The 14,952-nt window shown below is 40.7% G+C and carries 17 protein-coding genes and 1 tRNA gene; 12 read left to right on the top strand and 6 right to left on the bottom strand.

Features of this window, described 5'->3' with window-relative positions; translation table 11 throughout:
- Positions 1–157: 157 nt before the first annotated feature.
- A tRNA-Trp gene (locus tag KH180_RS08670) sits at positions 158–230 on the top strand.
- Positions 231–737: 507 nt separating this feature from the next.
- Here the strand turns inward: KH180_RS08670 and KH180_RS08665 are convergent.
- From KH180_RS08665 to KH180_RS08650, 4 genes are all read right to left on the bottom strand, one after another.
- Positions 738–1,451: a hypothetical protein gene (locus tag KH180_RS08665; protein ID WP_290759257.1), complete on the bottom strand. Its 714-nt coding sequence runs from the start codon at positions 1,449–1,451 to the stop codon at positions 738–740.
- Between the two features lie 122 nt (positions 1,452–1,573).
- Positions 1,574–1,744: a hypothetical protein gene (locus KH180_RS08660; RefSeq protein ID WP_290759255.1), complete on the bottom strand. Its 171-nt coding sequence runs from the start codon at positions 1,742–1,744 to the stop codon at positions 1,574–1,576.
- A gap of 88 nt (positions 1,745–1,832) precedes the next feature.
- Positions 1,833–1,982 (bottom strand): hypothetical protein, encoded by a 150-nt coding sequence (locus KH180_RS08655; RefSeq protein ID WP_290759252.1) that lies wholly within the window; start codon positions 1,980–1,982, stop codon positions 1,833–1,835.
- Between the two features lie 45 nt (positions 1,983–2,027).
- Positions 2,028–2,615, bottom strand: coding sequence for a manganese efflux pump (locus KH180_RS08650; RefSeq protein WP_290759250.1), 588 nt, complete (start codon positions 2,613–2,615; stop codon positions 2,028–2,030).
- Positions 2,616–2,784: 169 nt separating this feature from the next.
- On the opposite strand from KH180_RS08650, the gene KH180_RS08645 reads away from it, so the two are divergent.
- Positions 2,785–3,228, top strand: coding sequence for a PTS sugar transporter subunit IIA (locus KH180_RS08645; protein ID WP_290759248.1), 444 nt, complete (start codon positions 2,785–2,787; stop codon positions 3,226–3,228).
- 131 nt (positions 3,229–3,359) lie between these two features.
- On the opposite strand, the gene KH180_RS08640 is transcribed toward KH180_RS08645, so the two are convergent.
- Complete coding sequence (locus KH180_RS08640) at positions 3,360–4,244, bottom strand: class II fructose-bisphosphate aldolase (RefSeq protein ID WP_290759244.1); 885 nt, start codon at positions 4,242–4,244, stop codon at positions 3,360–3,362.
- 96 nt (positions 4,245–4,340) lie between these two features.
- A complete protein-coding gene (locus tag KH180_RS08635) occupies positions 4,341–5,036 on the bottom strand; it encodes a ribulose-phosphate 3-epimerase (protein ID WP_290759241.1) in 696 nt (231 codons plus the stop codon).
- Positions 5,037–5,361: 325 nt separating this feature from the next.
- Here KH180_RS08635 and KH180_RS08630 point away from each other — a divergent pair, with 325 nt between their 5' ends.
- From KH180_RS08630 to nagA, 10 genes are all read left to right on the top strand, one after another.
- The gene (locus KH180_RS08630) at positions 5,362–5,841 is read left to right on the top strand and encodes a PTS sugar transporter subunit IIB (protein WP_290759238.1); all 480 of its coding nucleotides are present in this window, start codon (positions 5,362–5,364) and stop codon (positions 5,839–5,841) included.
- Positions 5,842–5,929: 88 nt separating this feature from the next.
- Positions 5,930–6,748 (top strand): PTS mannose/fructose/sorbose/N-acetylgalactosamine transporter subunit IIC, encoded by an 819-nt coding sequence (locus tag KH180_RS08625; protein WP_290759236.1) that lies wholly within the window; start codon positions 5,930–5,932, stop codon positions 6,746–6,748.
- A gap of 1 nt (position 6,749) precedes the next feature.
- A complete protein-coding gene (locus tag KH180_RS08620) occupies positions 6,750–7,583 on the top strand; it encodes a PTS system mannose/fructose/sorbose family transporter subunit IID (protein ID WP_290759233.1) in 834 nt (277 codons plus the stop codon).
- 38 nt (positions 7,584–7,621) lie between these two features.
- Positions 7,622–8,668 carry a zinc-dependent alcohol dehydrogenase gene (locus KH180_RS08615; RefSeq protein ID WP_290759231.1) on the top strand — a complete coding sequence of 349 codons (1,047 nt, stop codon included), beginning with the start codon at positions 7,622–7,624 and terminating at the stop codon, positions 8,666–8,668.
- Between the two features lie 204 nt (positions 8,669–8,872).
- Positions 8,873–9,646, top strand: a complete 774-nt coding sequence (locus tag KH180_RS08610) for a GntR family transcriptional regulator (RefSeq protein WP_290759228.1) — start codon at positions 8,873–8,875, stop codon at positions 9,644–9,646.
- Positions 9,647–10,095: 449 nt separating this feature from the next.
- Complete coding sequence (licT, locus tag KH180_RS08605) at positions 10,096–10,950, top strand: BglG family transcription antiterminator LicT (RefSeq protein WP_290759225.1); 855 nt, start codon at positions 10,096–10,098, stop codon at positions 10,948–10,950.
- 9 nt (positions 10,951–10,959) lie between these two features.
- Positions 10,960–11,457: a PTS sugar transporter subunit IIA gene (locus KH180_RS08600; RefSeq protein ID WP_290759222.1), complete on the top strand. Its 498-nt coding sequence runs from the start codon at positions 10,960–10,962 to the stop codon at positions 11,455–11,457.
- Positions 11,458–11,491: 34 nt separating this feature from the next.
- Positions 11,492–12,952 (top strand): N-acetylglucosamine-specific PTS transporter subunit IIBC, encoded by a 1,461-nt coding sequence (gene nagE, locus KH180_RS08595; protein WP_290759219.1) that lies wholly within the window; start codon positions 11,492–11,494, stop codon positions 12,950–12,952.
- Positions 12,953–13,039: 87 nt separating this feature from the next.
- Positions 13,040–13,777, top strand: a complete 738-nt coding sequence (gene nagB, locus KH180_RS08590) for a glucosamine-6-phosphate deaminase (protein WP_290759216.1) — start codon at positions 13,040–13,042, stop codon at positions 13,775–13,777.
- Positions 13,774–14,895 (top strand): N-acetylglucosamine-6-phosphate deacetylase, encoded by a 1,122-nt coding sequence (nagA, locus tag KH180_RS08585; protein WP_290759213.1) that lies wholly within the window; start codon positions 13,774–13,776, stop codon positions 14,893–14,895. The genes nagB and nagA overlap by 4 nt, the downstream gene beginning before the upstream one ends.
- Positions 14,896–14,952 lie beyond the last annotated feature (57 nt).

Raw genomic sequence — 14,952 nt, 5'->3', positions numbered from 1 at the left:
ACGTATGGAGCTGACTGTTACTAATCGGTCGAGGCTTTAACCAAGAAAGAAGGTAAGGAAGAGGTTTGATGAGAGATTCTGTATGTAGTTTTGAAGGTACATAAATGTAGAAAAGCGGGATAAAAAATAAAATGTATTTTTTATCTTTTTGCTGTATAGGGGCATAGTTCAGTTGGTAGAATAACGGTCTCCAAAACCGCAGGTCGAGGGTTCAAGTCCTTCTGCCCCTGTTAGAAAGCTAGGAAATAAGCTATTTCCTAGCTTTTTTTGTTGTTAAAAATAATTAGCTTTTTCATTGATTTTCCCATATCTTTCCCACGTAAATTAATGTGGGAAAATAAAAAGGACCATCATAGGTCCTTTTTTAATGCTCGTTCAAATGTGTCTACGGTACGCTTGTTTGTCTCCTTTGTAGTATGATGCCGGAGCATATGAAAATGGTATCTTTCGATGTTCCAGAACTGTTCTTTATCAAGAAGTTGTTTGTACAGCTTCTTGATGACCTAATTACCGTATTTTAAGGTCTGGCATGATTCTTTCCATCCATCTTGATCCGTTTCAGGAACCAGCGAGTCTACAATGGGCCACATTTTTCTCGTTCAATTTGCTGCTGTTTGAGAGCGTTTGGGATAATATCCATGAGGATTCCGCAGACTTCACCCTCCCTGTTCCGGTATGAAATTTCATCGGAGTTATATTCTCGCCGTCTGGTTGCCGCCAGGCTGTTTTTTATTTAGTTAAAAATTTCTATCTGGGCGTTGGTACACTGTCACTTTACATTTATATTTCTTTTTTTTGTATTTTGCCGTAACAGTACACGTTCCTATTTTCTTAGGGATTATATCTATCCCTATAATGTCATTTTTTTGTATTTTGGCAATTTTTTTATTGCTAATACTCCATTTAACTTTGCCATATGCCCCAGGTTCTAAATATAAATCTTCCCCTATTCCGTTATTGATATCTATTTTTATTTTTTTTCGGCTCAATTTTAATGGATAATTTTTAACTTTTTTGCCATTATACATTGATTTTAATGCTGATTTTATTTTTTTCCAGTGTTTTGAAGGCATGTCATAGTCAACGTTTATTACAACTTTCCCAATTCTGTATACACGTTGCTTTAATACAGTGTCATCATATGACTTAATGTATTTATATCTTTTTTTTGCCGCAGAAACAGAATAATAAGTTCTAATAGTTCCTTCAACGTCTCCGTCAAAACCGAAACTAACTATTGTAGCACGCGATTTATATTTGGAATAAATGTCATTTCCACTTTTATAATACTTTTTGCCAAAGATAGGATAATCTGCTTTTTCTAAAGTTTTAACAATTTGTTTGGCTGACATATTGTTTAATTTTTTTCTTTTGGCTTCCACTGTATTAGATGGGATTAGTGTAATTAATAGAATAATGGTTAAAAAAATAGATAAAATTTTCTTTTGCATAAGTAAATCCTCCCCGTGTTTTAAAATTGATTTGATCCCTGTTGTATTTTATATTATACAATTATACCATACAATGGATACAAAGCAAAAAGACCCAACGAATTGGGCCTTTTTGCTTAGAATTACTTTTTATTTGATTCCTCATCTGTTGGGTATCCATTTCCCTGAGCATCTGTTCTTGAATCGTCTGACAAGACATCATTGCTTTTCTTTAATGCATGGTTGGTAATCCCGGCTTCATAGGAACCTTTCGGTATGGTATTGATTTCTTCATCGCCTCTTGCTTTTTTCATGATAACCTCCTTTTCCTGTGTATTTTATTATCTCCAAATAAAAGAAAAAGTAATACAGAGAAGCAGAAAAGAACTGCAGAGTCAGGGATTAACCCTCTGACTCTGCAACGATTTCTTCCAGCACGCGGATCAGGTCATGGACCGTATATAATTTTACACCGCGTTTCAGAATTGCGTCCTTTAATTCAATGCTGAGCGTTTCAAATTTTGGACGAAGCTCAGGAGAAACATAAGACATCTTTATCACCTCATAGACTAGTATGGGCAATTTTTTTATTTTTCATTATATAAATAATTCGTATATGCCTAAAATTAAGATGAGCAGACCGGAGATCAGCACGGCATATTTTCCAAAAATGTCAGAAAGAAATTTCTTTCCCGCAGCCATACCTGCAGTGAGGAAAAACAGGCTGAAGAAAAACGTAAGAATTGAAGTGAGAAACGGATTTAGGCCTGTGATTCCGGCACCAAAGCCAAGCCCAAGATTATTTAAAGTCAGAGCCATAGAAAGGGCAATCAGGGAAGCAATCGGCATGGAGTGCCATTTCGTACGGGGAGAAGCCAAAGCTTTTTCTTCTTTTTCTGTCAATTCATCCGGTACATTTTTCTTGAAGAAATAATCCATCATCATCCAAACACCGAGAAATATAATGATCAGACATCCGAATGTATTTGCAGTGGAAATCGGAAGGATGCTCACCAGCCATGTTCCCAGAAACATGGAAACAAAAGTTCCTATAGAGGTGAGAAAAGAAATTGTGATATTATCTAAAATATGATACCGGCATCCCTTTGTGCCGTAGGCTGCACCCAGGAAAAAAGCATCAATATTAGCAGAAATCGAAAATAAAATGATAGATATAAGATGCATATGAAATCCTTTTATTTTATTGTTTTATATATAATATGACAAAAGCAAAAATCAGTTCTAAATAAAAAATACATTACAACTGGTAATATATTTATATTACCAGTTGTAATGTATTCGAAGATATAGTATAATAATACTAACAAACAATGTATCATCAAGGAGGATAAAAATGGTTGGTATTTTAATTGCTACACACGGAGGATTTGCAGAAGGGCTGTTAAGTGCAGTGGAACTGATTGCAGGGAAGCAGGAAAAGGTTGAAACTGTCGGATTATATCATGGAGACGGGGTTGACGAATTTGAAGGGAAGATCACCGCTGCAATGGACAAGCTGGATGACGGAGACGGGGTCTTGATCTTTGTGGATATTCTGGGAGGAACCCCTTCAAATACAGTGATGCGCTGCTTTTCTAAGAAAGACAATATCAAAGCTATTGCGGGAATGAACATGGCAATGGTTGTCCAGGCAGTGATGATGAGAGACGGAATGGATCTGGATTCTCTGTGTGCAGAATGTGTGGAGGTTGGAAATCAGCCGCCAATCCTGCTGCATGACATGTATGCGGATATGGTGAAACAGCAGAGCCAGAATACAGAAGAAGACGAAATTTAATAAAACGGAAACAGAGGAAAAATACAGCCGGAAAGACCGGCTGTATTTTTTTGCCTGCCCTATGAAATAAAAAAGGACACCCGCGAAAACGCGGATGCCCAACCAATAAAAATGAGTTAGAGTTACCTGATTTAGTCTAAGATGCTGCTTGCAAAAACTTTCATTGCAGCTTTTACATTTTCTTTCATAGCCTCTTTTCCGGCAGCGATAATATCATGGAAGAATACTTTTTCATCCCCTGCAGCATTGATAAATTCGCGGACTTTGTTGCCTCCGGCCATGGCACTGTATGTATAGTAGTTGATCTTAGTGATTCCATTTTGGATAGAAGTCTTAAAGTCTTCATCAGATACGCCGGAACCTCCGTGCATAACAAATGGAATATCAATCTTATTCTTAATTTCTGTAATGCGGTTTAAATCAAGCTTTGGTTCTGTTAGATAAACGCCGTGGGTTGTACCGAAGGAGATGGCAAGTGCATCAACATCAGTTCCTTCCACAAATGCTTTTGCTGTATCAGGATCAGTATAGCAGTCTTCCAAAGATTCAAAATCATCTGCGCCTACAGCTCCTCTGCCTTCGCCGCCTCCAACGGCAGAAGTAAAGATGTGGCCTAATTCAGCTTCAACAGAAACACCGGCAGCATGTGCGATTTTTACCATTTCTTTTGTTTCTTCAAAATTTTCTTCATAGCTTTTGGCAGAAGCATCATACATAACTGAAGTAAATCCTAAACGGATCGCCTGAACGCATAAGTCAAAAGAAGCGCCGTGGTCTAAGTGAACACAGACAGGAACAGAAGCACGTTTTGCATAGTCCAGCATGATCGGCCCGATCTCCTGCATGGTGATTAAATTTTCATGAACCTCTGCATGCTGAATGATAACAGGAACGCCTAACTCTTCAGCAGCTGAGATCACTGCCTGTATAGATTCCAGGTTTGGAACATTAAATGCACCGACAGCATACTTTTTTTCTTTTGCATCTTTTAATATCTCTTTCATTGTTACTAGCATATCTTCTACCTCCGTGAATCATTATACTACTTGGTTATAAAAAAATTATAACCGATGGTAATAATAAAGTCAATTAGTAAATTACCAATGGTCATACTATTTTGTTTCAGAACTGATATTGGACAGCAATATCTCCCTGTTTTCTTTAATAGAATGTTCCGGACAGAAAAGGCCGGAAGTGCCTCCGGTAAAAATGTCTGCACCAGATTGGAAAAGAGTGTTGATTGTGTTGGGATTTACGTTGCCGTCTGCCTGGATAGAAACAGACAATCCTGCATCGGATAATTTTTGTCTCATTTCTTTTATATGCTGAAGGCTGTTTTTCTGCATCGTCTGTCCGGAAAATCCTGGATTTACGGTCAGTTTTAAGATCCATGGAACTTCCTTTGCCAGAGAGAGAAAATCATCAGGAGGAGCAGTATCACATTTAAAAGCCAAAATAGGTTCAGCTCCATATTTTCGGATAAGATCAAATGTTTTTAACGGATGTTCCATAGCTTCATAGTGGACTGCAATATAATCTGCGCCAAGCTTTGCAAAGCGTTCGATATAACATTCCGGATGATATGCCGCCAAATGGGCTTCAATCGGCAGGTTCATTTCAGGACGGATCATTTCCAATAATGTATCTCCTAAAATAAAGCATTTGTTAAATTGTCCGTCCACCATATCATAATGGAAAAAAGAGATGCCGGACTGCTCTGTTTCCAGTATCTGTTCTCTCAGATGGAGCAGATCCATACATGATACGGAGGCAGAAACACAGGGTGGATTTAGTACAACCTTTTTCATAGATACAAACCTTCCTTTCTTCTATATAGAATAGATTTACCTTATTATGCTGAATAAAGCGGTTTCTCAAGTGTTTAAGATTTAGTTTCAGTATAAGAAAGAAAAAATGAAAATGCAATAAATATAACCGATGGTAATAAAGTTTGTGTAATGTTTATAGTTTTTTTATAAATTTAAGGCATATTTCACAAAAAATCTGAAATACATGAAAAAAAGTTGACTTTTTTATGAGTAGTGGTAATATAGGATATAACCAGTGGTTGTATAAAGCAGCTACAATAAAATGAGTAAGAGTTATAATTTTTCTAACGAAGGGAGCAGTATTATGAAGATCGAAGGTATTGTATTAGTAAGGATTGACGACAGACTGATTCATGGCCAGGTTATGACCTCTTGGCTGAATTACACCAGTGCAAACAAAATCATGATCATTGATGATGAAGTTGCAAATGACCCATTTATGAAGAGTGTCCTGAAAACATGCGTGCCGGCAAATGTAAAGCTTGCAACATTTACAGTGGAGAAGGCAGCTGCAAGATTAAAGAAGGGATTTGCAGGAGATCAATGTATTATCCTTGTAAAATACCCAAAAACCTTAAAGCGCCTGAAAGAAGAGGGAATTGTTTTTGATCACATCAATATCGGAGGAATGGGAGTGAGCGGTGACCGCAAGAAATTCTTCCGCAACATTTCTGCTTCTGAGGAAGAAAAACAAATCTTTAAAGAATTAGTAGATGCAGGCTCCAAGATTGGAGTAAGGATTATCGCGGAAGACAGCGAAACTGACATCTCAAAGATGCTTTAAAAGAGACACAAGCAGGGACTTACATAAGGAACACAAGAGATAAATATGAGAAACTATCAATGAAAGCGACGAATAAAGGAGGTTAAGTATGAAAATTACATTAATTCAAGCGCTTTTGATCGGTATCGTTTATTACTTAGGTAATATCGGTACACCATGGCTGTCATTGCTGGGTAGTATTTCCGTAGTCTACAAACCTTTGGTAGCCGGTACTTTAGTAGGATTCATCTTAGGAGATCCGGTACAGGGATGTATTATTGGTGCCGCAATCAACCTGCCATATGTGGCATTCATTTCCGCAGGAGGAACAGCTCCTCAGGATCCTGGTCTTGCAGGTACTGTCGGAACAGCATGGGCTTTGGCAGCAGGTGTCAATCCGGCGGCAGCGGTAACCATCGCACTTCCGCTTGGATTACTTGGAACTATGGTATGGGTTGCACATATGACTTTGGATGTTACCTTTGTACATATGGCAGATAAGGCAGCAGAAGAAGGAAATCTTGAGAAAATCTGCTTCTGGCACGTAGTACCTCCGCAAATATTGATGTTCCTGCTCTGTGTAGTTCCTGCCACTGCAGCAACATATTTTGGTTCTACAGCTGTAAAAGGAATCATCGCTTCATTAACAGGAAGACCGCTGACTGTATTAACTGTAATCGGAGGATTGTTGCCGGCTCTTGGTATTGCAATGAACCTTCGTGCAATCGGAAGACCTGGAACTATTTTGTTCTTCCTGGTAGGTTTCATTCTGGTTGTTTATCTGGAACTGCCGGTTATCGCAGTTGCCGTATTAGCAGGTGTTATCGGATATTTCTACACCATGCTCAGTAACCAGACACCACAGGCAGCAGCGGCCGGAGATGCAGGCGGAGCTGTGCCAACAGATGATGATGAGGAGGATTTTTAATATGGCTGAAGAAATGAAAAGAAAATTATCAAAAAAAGAAGTCGTAAAAGCCTTCTGGAGATGGACCTTCTTCTCTCATGCAAACTATAACTATGAGCGTTTGGAGGCAACCGGACTTGTATTTGCTATGAAGCCAGTTATCAAAAAACTTTATGGCGACAGACCGGATGAGTATAAAGCGTGTATTCAGAGACATATGCAGTTCTTTAATACAGAGCCGCATATCGGAGGTGTTATTCCTGGTATCGTTTTAGCTATGGAAGAAGAGCGTGCAAATGGTGCACCTATCACTGATGAGGCAATCAATGGTGTAAAAACCGGTCTGATGGGACCATTCGCCGGTATAGGTGATACTTTATGGCAGGGAACTTTAACACCAATTCTTCTGGCTTTTGGTATCAGTCTTGGTTCACAGGGAAATCTGCTTGGACCTGTAATCTACACCTTATTAATGTTTGGAATTATGTTCCCTGTAGCATATATCTGCTGGATGAAGGGATATCAGCTTGGTAAAGAAGGAATTGAGAAGATCCTCGGCGGAAATCAGCTGCAGATGCTGATCACCGGTGCATCGGCGATGGGAGCTATCGTTTTGGGAGCCTTGTCTGCACAGTTCGTAACAGTAAAATGTTCAGCTATTATTAAGCTGGGTGCATTGCAGATGAATGTACAGGAAACCGTGTTTGATAAACTGTTCCAGGGAATTTTGCCGTTGGCTGTAACGCTGTTTACCTTGTTCTTATTAAAGAATAAAAAGATGAAAGCTACCACAGTTATGCTGATTCTGGTAGTCATCGGAGTAGTGCTCGGTGCAGTTGGCTTCTTAGGTGCATAAATTTAGAAATAGTCTGAAACTTCGTGGAGGGAAGAACAATGGGAGAAATGGCAAAAACTCTTGTGTTTACAGGAGAAAAGCAAATTGAAATACAGGAATATCCAATTCCTGAAGTCAGTGACGATATGGTTCTGGTAAAAACAGATGCGTGTGCAATCTGCACATGGGAGCAGAGGGTTTATACCGGAGTAAAAAAAGTAGATTTTCCGTTTATCGGAGGCCATGAGATGGTCGGAAAAATTGTTAAGATGGGCAAGAACGTGGACCAGAGACAGTGGAATGTCGGCGATTTTGTGGCAGTTGGGGTAACTCTGCCTTGTAAAAACTGCTACCAATGCAAAAGCGGAAATGAACAAAACTGTGAGAACTTTGATCACAGCAAACATTTAGAGGGCCTTCCGGAGAAAGGGATGGGCGGATTAAGTTCCCACTTGCTGGTACATCCGTCAAACCTGTTCCATCTTCATGATATTACACCGGAAGAAGCAACAATTACAGAGCCATTATCCTGCGTGCTTCACAGCGTAGAAACTGCAGATATTCAATTTGGTGACACCGTTGTTGTGATCGGATGCGGAATCATGGGATTGCTTCATACGATACTTGCAACAAAACGGGGGGCTTCTGTCATTGTCTCCGACACGAACGAAGAAAGAACAAAGTTAGGTTTAGAGCTGGGCGCAAACTATGCGGTGAATCCGGCAAAAGAAGATCTTGAAGAACGGGTGAAAGAAATTACCGGAGGAATTATGGCTCAGGTGGTGTTTGACACGACACCGATTTCCAAGGTTGCAGAGGACGCAGTGAAAGCGGTTGCAAACAACGGACGTCTGGTGCTTTACAGTTCCTTCTATCCGGATACACCGATCTCTATCAGTCCGGATTGGCTTCACAAAAGCGGTGCAAAGCTGATGGGAACTGCCAACTCTAATACAGTGGACTTTACAAAAGCTACAAGACTGTTGTCAGAGGGAGTTGTAGATGTGAAACCATTTGTCAGTGAAGTTTATGATTTAAGTGACTATCAAAAGGCATTCGATTCTGCAATCAAAGGCGATAAGTTCAGAGTAGTAATTAAATTTTAGAAGTGGCTGACCTGTTTTACAGCAGCTGTTTGGACAAAGTTTTGGCAGAGGGAAAGCCGGTTTTACCTGGTTTTCCCCTGCTTTTTTTCTGAACAAATGCGTATTTAAAAAACCACTTTTATCCAGCGGGATTTATGGTGTATACTATAGATATCAAATGGAATGTTTGTAAGGAAACCAAGTTTCTTATGCAAAGGAGGGCGTATGAGTGAAGTGAAAAAAAAGCAGCTGCTTTATATGCAGCTGAGGGATTCCATATTGGCAGATTATAAAGACAAACCATACTATTCTCCTTTGCCGGGAGAACGCGAACTGTGTGATATCTATTCTGTCAGCAGACCTACCGTAAGAAAGGCTCTTGAGATTCTGGAAGATGAAGGCTGTATTATAAGGCTTACGGGGAAGGGTGCGTTTTTCATTGGCAATAAGGAGTTTGTAGATGCCAACAATGATATGAAGTTCTCAGACATCGCATTCTACAATCAGGTTAGTCTGAGGGGAGACTATACCAGCAGCAAGGTATTGCTGCAGAAGATTGAGATTGCAGACAAGGAAGTGGCAGTCATGCTGAGGCTTCCCAAGAATGCCAAGGTATTTCATTTAGAAAGACTCAGGTATATCAACGGCAAATTATATTCTCTGGCCAATGCTTATATTCCGTACGAATTATGTCCTGAACTGACAGAACATGATTTTTCTGACCGTTCTCTGCACAATACACTGTGTCAGTATGGACATGTACCTTTTAAGGCTGATAAGACCATTGAGATTTCAAAAGCATCAGAATATGATGCCATGCATTTGGATTTAAAGCCGGGGGACCCTATCTCCATTTCATCTACAGTTACCTATGATGAACATGGACATATGCTGGAATATGCTGTAACCAGGGCAGATGCGTATAAGACATTGATACAGATGCAGGTATATAATCAGGACCATGTCAAGGATCAGGTAATGAGAGAAAAGCGCCAATAGCAGTTCAGGCGCTTTTTTATTGCATGGGAAAGTGCGTCCCATGAAATAAAAAACGCTTCGTGCAGAATGCGCACAAATGCACAGAGAAAGTATTTGCCTTCGGCAAATCACATTTAGTGCGCAAAGTGTACAAGCCTTTCCAGGAATGCGGGGTGGGAGGCTGAGGTGGGTAAGAAATTCTTTAATAAAACAAGGAGAAAAATGCTGTTACTGCGTTCTCTGGGAACAGCTGTATATAAATCTTAAATTAGGGGGTTGACATCTGTATAGCTTGTGAATATAATAGACACATAAAGAAGAATAACTGGTGATATTTATTATTCGAGGATTGTCACTGTACGGCAGGCAAAACCGGATTTTACGAGAAGGAAAGTTTTTTGAGGGAACTTAAACCGATCTTGTAGAATTGGGTTTTTTTTCTTTTGTTCATGTTTACGAGGAGAGGCATTATGAAAATAACAAAGGTAATCAACAACAATGTGGTTAGTTCTATGGATGAAGCAGGTAATGAAGTGATCCTCATGGGGACCGGCCTTGGATTCAAAGGGAAACCGGGATCTCCGGTTGATGACAGCAAGATTCAGAAGGTTTTTCATATGGAAGATCCGGGAGTCAGTCAAAGATTTAAGGAATTGATCACAGATTTGCCGATGGAACTTCTGCAGACATGCAGCGATATTATTATGTATGCAAAGGGGATACTTAATACAAAGCTCAATGAAAACATTTATATTACGCTGACCGATCATATCAATTTTGCACTCCAAAGAATGAAACAGGATATGATGTACCCCAATCCGCTGAGCCGGGAGGTAAAGACCTTCTACGATCTGGAATATAAGATCGGAGAATATGCTCTGGGAATTGTGGAAAAGGATCTGGGAGTCAGGCTTCCTCAGGATGAGGCGGTTTCTATTGCGCTTCATGTAGTCAGTGCAGAGTATGATACGAAGGTGCGCGATACAGTGCAGATTACTACCTTTATCAAAAATGTCATTGATAAAGTAAAAGATTATTTTCATATGGAACTTACGGAAACTTCTCTGAACTATGAAAGATTTATTACACACCTCAAGTTTTTGTCAAGAAAAGTTATGTCAGGAGGAGGGATGGATGAAATTGAGCCTGAGCTTAAAAAGATGATCTCGGCAATGTATCCGGATGAATATCAGTGCAGCAAAGAGATTGCAGACTATATTAAGAAGGAATACCGCAGAGAAATGTCAGAGGGTGAGATTGTATACTTGACAATGCATATTGAACGCATAAAAAGCAGCAATCAGACAAAAAGCATTAATAAATAGGAGGGAACCATGTTTGAGTCTTTTAAAAAAGCGTTTAAGCAGGAAGTGAAATCTGCAGAAATACTGTCGCCTATGAAGGGAAAGGCGATAGCCATGAGTGAAGTCAGCGATCCGACATTTGCAGGAGAAATATTAGGACCGGGTGTCGCCATTGTTCCGGAAGAGGGAAGAGTGATATCTCCCGTTGACGGAAAAGTCGGAGTAATGTTTGATACAAAGCATGCAGTCAGTATCTCGGGCCCGGGCGGCGTGGAGATGATCGTTCATGTGGGAATTGATACGGTAGAATTAAAAGGAAAATACTTTACATCACATAAAAATACGGGAGATCCGGTAAAGGCAGGGGATTTGCTGCTTACGTTTGATATGGATGCGATCAAAGAGGCGGGATATGATGTGACCGTTCCGGTTGTGATATGTGAAAAAGGAGATTATGCGGATATAGAGTGCTTCCATGGAAAGGAGGTAGAAGCAGGGGAGCTGATTATCCGGTTAAAAGAAAAATAAAGAGAAGGATTTAATAAGAAAGGAAGATTATATTATGATGAAATATTTTCAGAAACTAGGCAAAGCATTAATGCTTCCGGTTGCGGTTCTTCCGGCAGCGGCAATTTTAATGGGTATTGGCTATCTGATTGATCCCAATGTTATGGCAGCGAATGCAGACAAAGCGCCGATCGCAGTGGCAGTGTTCCTTGTAAAGGCCGGAGGAGCCATCATTGATAACCTGCCGATCCTCTTTGCAGTAGGTGTTGCACTTGGAATGACAAAGAAAAAAGACGGAGCGGCAGCACTGTCCGGTCTTGTTGCTTTCTTAGTAGTGACAACCATTCTGAAAAGTGACAACATTGCACTTTTGCTGAACGTTCCGGTAGAAGAAGTTGCACCTGCATTTGGCAAGATCCAGAACGCCTTTGTCGGCATTCTTTCCGGACTGATCGCAGCAGGATGCTTTAACAAGTTCGGCGAAGTACAGCTTCCTACTGCATTGTCTTTCTTCAGCGGAAAACGCTGTGTGCCGATCATTACTTCAGCCATTATGTTAGTCGTTTCTGGTATATTGTATTTTGCATGGCCTCCACTGTATAATGTATTAGTCAAATTTGGGGAAAGTATCGTAGGATTGGGACCTGTGGGAGCAGGAATTTATGCATTCTTTAACAGGCTGCTGATCCCGACAGGATTGCATCACGCATTGAACTCTGTATTCTGGTTTGATGTTGCAGGTATTGATGATATCGGTAAATTCTGGGCAGGAACCGGAGTAAAAGGAATCACCGGTATGTATCAGGCAGGGTTCTTCCCGGTTATGATGTTCGGTCTTCCGGCAGGGGCACTGGCTATGTACCATACAGCGAAAGATAATAAGAAAAAAATCGCAGCAGGTTTATTGATTGCGGCAGCCTTTGCTTCTTTCTTTACAGGTGTTACCGAACCGTTGGAATTCTCTTTTATGTTCCTGGCACCGGCACTGTATGTTGTTCATGCACTGCTCACAGGTATTTTTGTGGCCGCAGCTGCATTCCTACATACAACTGCAGGATTCAGTTTCAGCGCGGGACTGGTTGACTTTATCTTAAGCTCCAGACTTCCGATGGCAAATAAACCTTGGATGCTTTTGATACTTGGAGTGATTGCGTTTGTAGTATATTATGTATTGTTCCGCTTTATCATTGTGACGTTTAACTTGAAGACTCCGGGACGTGAAGATGACGATGATGTTGAAGAAGAAAAGCAGGCAGTTTTGGCAAATGATGATTTCACCAGAGTTGCCCAGATTATTTTAGAAGGACTTGGAGGAAAAGAAAATTTAACCTCCATTGATAACTGTATTACAAGACTCCGTCTGGAGATCAAAGACCAGGATCAGATTGATGAAAAGAAGATTAAATCTGCGGGAATTGCAGGAATCATCCGTCCGGGCAAAAACAGTATTCAGATTATCGTAGGAACGAAGGTCCAGTTTGTTGCGGATGAATTAATAAAACTTGCTGAAAAGTAAATTACGAGTTATATTGTAAGTGATTAGGGATAACATATGGGGAAGCAGCAAATACTGTTTCCCCGCATTATAGAAAGGAAGTACAAAATGAGAGTTATTAAGGGCAAAGATTACAAGGATATGAGCAGGAAAGCGGCTAATATTATTTCTGCAGAAATTATCACAAAACCAGACTGTGTTTTGGGACTTGCTACAGGATCTTCACCGATCGGGATCTATGAAAATCTGGTGCATTGGTATGAGCAGGATGATTTGGATTTCAGCCAGGTAAGATCAGTAAATCTGGATGAATACAAAGGGCTTCCGAAAGAAAATGACCAGAGTTATGATTATTTCATGCATCAGTATCTCTTTAACAAAGTAAATATCAAACCTGAAAATATTAACATTCCAAATGGTATGGAAGAGGATTCACAGAAGGAATGTGCAAGATATAATCAGGTTTTAGAGGATATTGGAGGCGTGGATTTACAGCTTCTTGGAATCGGCCACAACGGTCATATTGGATTTAACGAGCCGGGAGAGGCTTTTGAAAAAGAGACTCACTGTGTAGATTTGACTGAGAGCACCATCAATGCCAATAAACGGTTTTTTGAAAAGGAAGAAGATGTGCCGAGACAGGCATATACAATGGGAATCAAATCCATTATGAAAGCAAAGAAAATCCTTCTGATCATCAGCGGCAAAGAAAAAGCGGGGATTGTCAAAGAAGCATTCTTCGGACCGGTAACACCGAAAGTGCCGGCATCAATCTTACAGCTTCACAATGACGTGATTTTAGTAGCCGATGCGGATGCATTATCAGAGGTAGAGGATTTATTATGATTATAAAAAATGCAGATGTTTTTTGTGAGGACGGTGTCTTCCGGTCAAAAGATATTTGTACGGAAGGTGAACTGATCAGTGCATCTTCACAGGATGATGAAATATTGGATGCTGAGGGCTGCTATGCGGTTCCGGGACTGGTTGATATTCATTTCCATGGCTGTGTGGGTTATGATTTTTGTGACGGCACACAGGAAGCTATAGAAAATATGGCTGCATATGAGGCAGAGAACGGGGTGCTGGCTATTTGTCCGGCTACGATGACTTTAGCTGAGGACAAACTGCTGTCTATCGCAGAGGCGGCTGCCGCATACCAGGGAAGCACAGGAGCGGATCTGGTAGGCATCAACATGGAAGGCCCGTTTATTAATGAGTCAAAAAAGGGGGCACAGAATCCGGCTTATATCCATAAGCCAGATGTAGATATGTACCGCAGGCTCCAAAAGGCTTCAAACGGTTTATTTAAGCTGGTGGATATTGCGCCGGAAACCGAGGGCGCCATGGAGTTTATCCGTCAGGTAAAGGATGAGGCGGTGATCTCGATCTGCCACACTGCGGCAGATTACGATACTGCAGTCAAAGCCGTTGAAAACGGTGCAAGCCATGTGACTCATCTTTACAATGCTATGCCGGGTTACAGCCACAGGGCACCGGGTGTCATCGGGGCGGCCTGTGATTATGGACTTGATGTGGAGCTTATATGTGATGGCATTCATATTCATCCAAGTGCTGTCAGGACTACATTTAAGATGTTCGGAGATGATCATATTATACTGATCAGTGACAGCATGATGGCTACTGGAATGGATGACGGAACTTACCAGCTGGGAGGCCAGGACGTGAAGGTAGTGGGAAACCGTGCCACATTGGCAGAGGGAGGAGCGATTGCAGGCTCTGCCACAAACCTGATGGACTGCCTTAGAACAGCAGTCAGGAGCATGGGGATTCCGCTTGAGAGTGCAGTTAAATGTGCATCACAGAATCCGGCCAAATCAATCGGTATTTATGAGAAGTACGGAAGTATTTCAGAGGGCAAATATGCCAACGTTGTAATTTTAGATAAAGAGCTGAATATAAAAGCAATCGTACAAAAAGGAAAGCTGATCAGCCACAATTAAAGAGTTAGAAAGAGGACAGAAGCACGTTTGAAAAAACGGCTTCTGTCCTCTTTTTTG

It is taken from the genome of Anaerostipes sp. (genome assembly GCF_018381315.1).
Classification (GTDB): domain Bacteria; phylum Bacillota; class Clostridia; order Lachnospirales; family Lachnospiraceae; genus Anaerostipes.
The sequence above is the reverse complement of the archived record's forward strand: the minus strand, read 5'-3'. Positions and strand labels throughout refer to the sequence as shown.